The organism is Pseudomonas sp. FH1, assembly GCF_000510895.2.
Taxonomy (GTDB): Bacteria; Pseudomonadota; Gammaproteobacteria; order Pseudomonadales; family Pseudomonadaceae; genus Aquipseudomonas; species Aquipseudomonas azotoformans_A.
The window spans coordinates 1-4,896 of sequence record NZ_AOHM01000139.1 but is presented as its reverse complement, the minus strand read 5'-3'; the positions used below and the strand labels follow the sequence as shown (position 1 = coordinate 4,896).

Annotated in this window: 4 protein-coding genes; all 4 read right to left on the bottom strand. The window is 63.6% G+C overall.

Features of this window, described 5'->3' with window-relative positions:
- Positions 1-731: 731 nt before the first annotated feature.
- On the bottom strand, positions 732-2,843 hold the full coding sequence (gene gspD, locus H096_RS31160; protein ID WP_033903058.1) for a type II secretion system secretin GspD: 2,112 nt from the start codon (positions 2,841-2,843) through the stop codon (positions 732-734).
- 5 nt (positions 2,844-2,848) lie between these two features.
- Positions 2,849-3,367, bottom strand: a complete 519-nt coding sequence (locus H096_RS31155) for a general secretion pathway protein GspN (RefSeq protein ID WP_033903057.1) — start codon at positions 3,365-3,367, stop codon at positions 2,849-2,851.
- Positions 3,364-3,966, bottom strand: a complete 603-nt coding sequence (gene gspM, locus H096_RS31150; RefSeq protein WP_033903056.1) for a type II secretion system protein GspM — start codon at positions 3,964-3,966, stop codon at positions 3,364-3,366. The genes H096_RS31155 and gspM overlap by 4 nt, the downstream gene beginning before the upstream one ends.
- Positions 3,941-4,896 (bottom strand): type II secretion system protein GspL (locus H096_RS31145; RefSeq protein ID WP_033903055.1); only part of this gene is annotated, 956 nt, incomplete at its 5' end. The genes gspM and H096_RS31145, both read right to left, overlap by 26 nt.

The following is a 4,896-nucleotide window of genomic DNA, read 5'->3' as shown; positions in this document are numbered from 1 at the left end:
TAACACTCGCTTCATGGCGTACGTTTTGAGGGAACAAGTCCACCAAAAACGCTTCGCCCCAACACTCGGTACCTCGCCTAGGCTCGGTATGCCCGTAATCCGACAGTGATTTGGGGGGCCGCCGCCACGCGCCATCCATGGCGCGGGGCGGCTAAACCGGCATCCCTGCCGGTTTACCCCCCAAATCCCTGCCGAATTCCGGCCAGCGTGTTTGACGGGGCGCCTAAGATCAAAATCAAGATCTAAAGCAAAGCCAGAGCCAGAGCCAGAGCCAGAGCCAGAGCCAGAGCTGAATTAGATCTGCTTTCTGTGGGAGCTGGCTTGCCTGCGATGGCATCAACTCGGTATGCCTGATGTACCGAGTCGCCTGCATCGCTGGCAAGCCAGCTCCCACATTTGACCGAGTTCGAACAAACAATACCGGTCGGCTCGAAGGCCGCCGCGGTTGTTTTTGATTTCGATCTTAGGCGCCCCGTCAAACACGCTGGCCGAACGCAGGCTTGAATCCGTGGGTAACCCGGCAGGACGCCGGGTTAGCCGCGCTGGGCCAAGGATGGCCCATCGCGGCGGCCCACGGATTCAAGCCGGAGTGAGGGCATGCCGAGCCTAGGCGAGGCACCGAGTGTTGGGGCGAAGGCCTTTTGCTTACTTTTGGGCCTTTCCAAAAGTGAGCCGCTGTAAGAGCGGAACCATAAGTGGCCGTTACCTAAATAATGGATATGCACACCAACCTACCCCCCAGGCCGCAACAGTTGCATCTGCTGCCGATAATCATCCGTCACCTGCCGCGCCTGCCCACTACTGGTAATCACCTTAGGCGTAATCAACACAATCAACTCCGTCCGATCCTTCGACTTGCTCGTAGTCCCAAACAACCACCGCAACCCCGGCACCCGACCCAGATACGGCACAGCACTCACACTCTCCCCGTTGTCCTGCTTGATCAGCCCCCCCAGCAACACCGTCTGCCCACTCTGCACCGCCACCTGCGTCGACACCGAACGCGTCGAAATGCGCGGATTCACCGGCGTGTCGCTATTGGCACTCTGACTCTCGGCATCACTGACCTGCTGCTGAATATCCATGTACACCAACCCACCCGGATTGATCCGTGGCACCACATCCAGAATCACCCCGGTCTGCACATACTCGACACTGCTCAAGGTGGTGTCCGCATCCCCGGTATTCACCGTCGTCTGGTTGATCGGAATGTTGTCCCCCACCTGAATCTGCGCCGGCTGGTTGTTCATCACCACCAGCGACGGCGCCGACAACACCTGGGTGCGGCCATTGGTTTCCAGCGCATGCAACGCCACCTGCAAATTCGAACTGACGAACGAGTAGAACAACGAATCCGTCGCCCCCAGCCCCGCCCCACCACCGCCCAGCGCGCCCTGGCTGCCGGAAGCATTGGCCACGGTGGTGCTGGAGGAATTGCCCGCAAGACGCCCCAGGTACCACTGCACGCCCAGGTCCAGTTCACCGGTGAGCTTGACCTCAAGAATGCGCGTCTCGATCTGCACTTGCAGCGGCGGATTATCGAGGCGTTTGATTGCTGCTTCGATCTCTTTCCACTGCGCAGGCCGGGTGCGCACCAGCAACTGGTTGCTGCTCTTTTGCGCGGTGATGCGGGTGCCGGCTTCGAGGGCGTTGGTGGGGGCGACTTCCTTCTCTTCCGGCTCCGGCGCTTCGGCGGCAGGTGGGTTGTTCTGCAGGCCGCCGGTATTGAGCGACGACAGGGTCGTCGTGCGCAGGCCTGGCGCGACCTTCGCCGGTGTGTCGTCCTTGATCGCGCCGGTGCCGTAGATTTGCCGCAGGTACTTGGCCAAATCAGCAGCCTTCATGTTGCGCACGTCGTAGACATACATCTGCGGCTCGTTGCCGCCGCCCTCGTCGATGGTACGGATCCAGTCGCCCACTTCGCTGAGGTACTGCGGCTGGGAAGAAATCGCCACGACCGAGTTGGTCCGCTCAATCGGCAAAAAACGCAGCATGCCGGCCAGGGGCATGCCGCTGTCAGGACCGAACAGGCTTTGCAGCTGGGGCATCAACTCGGCCACGGAAGCGCGTTGCAGGCCGAACACGCCCACCGACATGCCCTTGAGCCAGTCCACGTCAAAGGTGTCGATGGTGTCTTGGTAGTTGGCCAGTTCATCCGGGGTGCCGGCCAGGCTCAGCACGTTGCGGGCTGGATCGACCAGTAAAAATGCATTCTCACGCGCGAACGGCTTGAGCAATTTCTGCATCTCGGTGGCGGAGATATAGCTCAGTGGGAACAACCGCGCCGACAGTCCGCTGAACGGTTGCGCCACGCTCATCTGCGGCACCAGCTTGCCCGCCACGGCCTGGCTGGCGGGCAGGATCACGTAGCGATCACCCTGTTTGATCATCGCGTTGTCGGTCCAGGACAGCAGGGTTTCGAGGATCGACAGCGCCTGTTGTTTGTCCACCGGCTTGGAGGTGGAAAAGCTCACGTTGCCTTTTACGCCCTGGGTGATGCTGTAGTTTTCGTGCAGCAGGTCGCCCATCACGCTGTTGATCACCGCTTCGATGGGCTGGTCGGCGAAGTTGAAGACGATATCGCCACCCTCCTCTTTCGCCACCGGCTGCGCTGCCGGCGCGCGCACAAACTGTTGGTTGCCACGGATCAGTTGGCGCTGCGTTGGCGTTTTAACCGCAGGCGGTGGACTTTCCGGCGCGGTTTGCTCGGTCGGCGGGCGTTGCGAGCCGGTGCCTTGCAGGGCTTCGTGCAGCAGATCGTCGTCCGGATCGAGGCGGTCGGGGAAGGATCCACAACCACTCAGGACAAGAGCGGTCGCCAGGCAAAACGTTGAGGTGCGCATGTCGATCAAGGGAGAGGCTCGCGGGGCAAAGTAATGGGGGGCCGGGTGGACGGCGGCGGCAGGCGCTTGGCGTAGAAGCTCAAGGTTTGCGTGCGGCCGTCCAGGCTGAATCGGGCGGATTGCGGGGTCAGGTGGTCCAGGCGCCAGCCGTTGGGCAAGGCCTGGCCGAGGCGGACCGTCAGGGCGCGGCCGTCGGCCTGCTTGAGCATGGCCATTTGCAGATTGCCGGTGATCATGATGCCGCTGAGGGTCAGGTTGGCCAGGCTGGTGACCTGGGCTTTGCCCACGACGCGATCCGGGCTGCGATCCGGGCTGAACAACGGCGCCTGCCATGTGGCGGCGAGGTGTTCCAGCGGGACGCTCGGCGCGATCTGCACCCGGGCGGTGGGATGGGCGCGTGTGGGCGCGTCAGGCAGCCATTGCGGCTCATCACCGATGCTGCTGAGGATCACCGCCATCAACACGCCCAGCAATCCCGACAAGCCGAGCAGGCCCCACTCCACGGGGCGTAATCTGCTGATCATGGCGTCACCCGCGCCGGTTGCAGGTAACCGCGCACCAGCAGGTGCACCACCAACTTGCCTGCACCGCCATTGGCGGGCGCCTGCTGGCTGCGACGAATACGCAGTTCATCCACGAACAAGAACGGCGGCTGATACTCCAGCTCATGCAACAGCGCTTCCAGGGGTTCGATGGCGCAATCGAGGGTCAGGCTGACCTTGACCTGGCGATACGGCTCGCCGTCGTCCTGCTCCGGCGTGATGGGCTTGCGCTGGGTCAGGCTGCAACCGCCGCCGAGGTTGGCGTGGCTGTTGATCAGGTCGGCAAGGCGCTGCATCAGGTCGGCGGCCACCACGTCGGGGTCATCCCCCGGCAACAGACTGGTGCTGCTGGCGGGGTCCTGGCGGGCTTGCTCAAGCTGTTGGCGCAGCGCATCACGTTGACGCAACACGCCGGCGTAGCGTTGCTGTTGCTCGCGCAACTGTTCGGCCTGTTCGCCCATGTCGCGCAGGGGGCCGGCGAACCAGCTGTCGACCAGCAGCCAGTAGGCCGTGCCGAGCACCAACGCCAACACCAGCAAGGCAGTGCCGCGGCGTTCACGGGGCGTGAGGGGTCGGCGCATCGGCGGCCTCCTGGCGTAGGTGGGCGCGCAAGGCAAACTGGTCCTTGCCGGTGCGGGCATCGGGTTGGATCACCCCTTCGAACTGGGCGTTCTCCAGGCTGCGGCAGCCTTTGATGCGGGTAATCAGTGCGCTGGCCTTGGCGCTTTGACCTGAGAGGGAAATCTCGGCGTCCTTGACGTCCAACTGATCCAGCCAGGTGTCGGCGGGCAGGCAAGTGGTCAGGTCGTTGAGTAGCGCGGCCAGGGGCGGTTGCGCCAGTTTGCGCCGGATGAGGTACTGGGCCGCGCCACGGGTATTGAGCAGTTGCTGGCGCAGGGCATGCACCTCGGCGACCTCGGCTTTCTGTTGCTGGACGCTGGCGTGCATGGCGTCGATGACACGTTGACGGTCGTTGAGCCACAGCAGCATCGCCGCGATCAGCAAGGCCCCGCACAACCACGGCAGGCTGCGTTGCAAACCCATGCCCGGCGGACGCTGGCGCGGGCGCAGCGGCGGCGGCAGCAGGTCGATGCCGAGGTTGGCCGCATCCACGCGATGGGGGTGCAGGCCGAGTGCAGCGCAGTCGGTGAGGATCGGGTCCAGGCGTTCGCGCAGGATCGCCACCAGCGTGACCTCAAGGTGCGTCGGCGTGCGCCGTTCCTGGCGCGCGACGAAGTAGAGTTGGTCGGCCTCGAACGGGGTGTAGCGGTCCAACTCATAACCCACCACCGCGTTGAGGTTACGCGCGGCGGCCAAAGGCAGTTGCACGTGTTGCAGCAATACGTCATCCGCGCCGAGCATCAACACCTGGCGCGTACTGCCCGCCACGACCGGCGCCGCCAACGGCCAGTGATGGATCTGCTCCGGCGGTTCTGGTCGTGCCAGCCAGCTCGGCACACAGGCGCGCAGCTCCGCGAGCCACAAGCGCCAACCCTGTTGCAGCAGGCTGC

Coding starts and splice junctions, on each gene's coding strand:
- gspM (WP_033903056.1), bottom strand. CDS start 3,966: ATGCGCCGACCCCTCACGCCCCGTGAACGCCGCGGCACTGCCTTGCTG.
- H096_RS31155 (WP_033903057.1), bottom strand. CDS start 3,367: ATGATCAGCAGATTACGCCCCGTGGAGTGGGGCCTGCTCGGCTTGTCG.
- gspD (WP_033903058.1), bottom strand. CDS start 2,843: ATGCGCACCTCAACGTTTTGCCTGGCGACCGCTCTTGTCCTGAGTGGT.